The 913-nt window shown below is 77.1% G+C and carries 1 protein-coding gene; it reads left to right on the top strand.

Annotated elements, in window-relative coordinates; all coding sequences use genetic code 11:
• On the top strand, positions 1-775 hold a 775-nt coding region (locus tag L2I40_RS23790), incomplete at its 5' end, for a sugar kinase (RefSeq protein ID WP_237217817.1).
• Positions 776-913 lie beyond the last annotated feature (138 nt).

The following is a 913-nucleotide window of genomic DNA, read 5'->3' as shown; positions in this document are numbered from 1 at the left end:
GCTGACCGCACTCGGCGAGGACCGCGCCGGCGCCGCCTTCCGCGCGCTGTGGCGGGCGGAGGGCGTGGACGACGCGCCGGTCCGCACCGATCCGGCCGCGCCCACCGGGATCTACTTCGTCAGCCATGACGCGCGCGGCCACCACTTCACCTTCCACCGCGCCGGCAGCGCCGCCGCGCGCCTCGGCCCCGCCGACCTGCCGGAGGCCGCGATCCGGCGCGCCCGCATCCTGCACCTGTCCGGCATCACCCTCGGCATCTCGACCTCCTCCTGCGACGCCGCCTTCCGCGCGATGGAGATCGCGCGCGCGGCGGGCGTGACGGTCTCCTTCGACACCAATCTCCGCCTCCGCCTCTGGCCGCTGGCCCGCGCGCGCGCCTGCACCCAGGCGGCGATCGCGCTCGCCGATCTCTGCTTCCCCTCGCTCGAGGACGCGCAGGCGCTGACCGGGCTCGAGGCGCCGGACGCGATCGCGGATGCCTATCTTGCGCTCTGCCCCCTGGTTCTTCTCAAGCTCGGCCCCGAGGGCGTGCTGGTCGCGACGCGCGAGGGCCGCTCGCGCATCGCCGGCTTCCCCGTCCGGGCGGTGGACGCCACCGGCGCGGGCGACACCTTCGCCGGCGCCTTCCTCGCCCGCCGCCTGGCCGGCGACGGCGTCGAGGATGCCGCACGCTACGCCAACGCCGCCGCCGCGCTCTCCACCCAGGGCTATGGCGCCGTCACGCCGATCCCGCGCGAGGCCGAGGTCAGGGCGTTCCTGGCGGCGCGGGGATGAGCGGCAGCGTGTGCGTGGCGGCGGTCTCGCCCACCGACCTGACGAAGCCGCACCTCTCGCAGAAGGGGAAGGCCGCGGCCGGCGCCCGCAGGCGCAGGCGCCGCCAGCCCGCCTCGCGCGCCGCCTCGGCGATGGCCG

Source organism: Falsiroseomonas oryziterrae (genome assembly GCF_021864505.1).
GTDB classification, from domain to species: domain Bacteria; phylum Pseudomonadota; class Alphaproteobacteria; order Acetobacterales; family Acetobacteraceae; genus Falsiroseomonas; species Falsiroseomonas oryziterrae.
The sequence above is the reverse complement of the archived record's forward strand: the minus strand, read 5'-3'. Positions and strand labels throughout refer to the sequence as shown.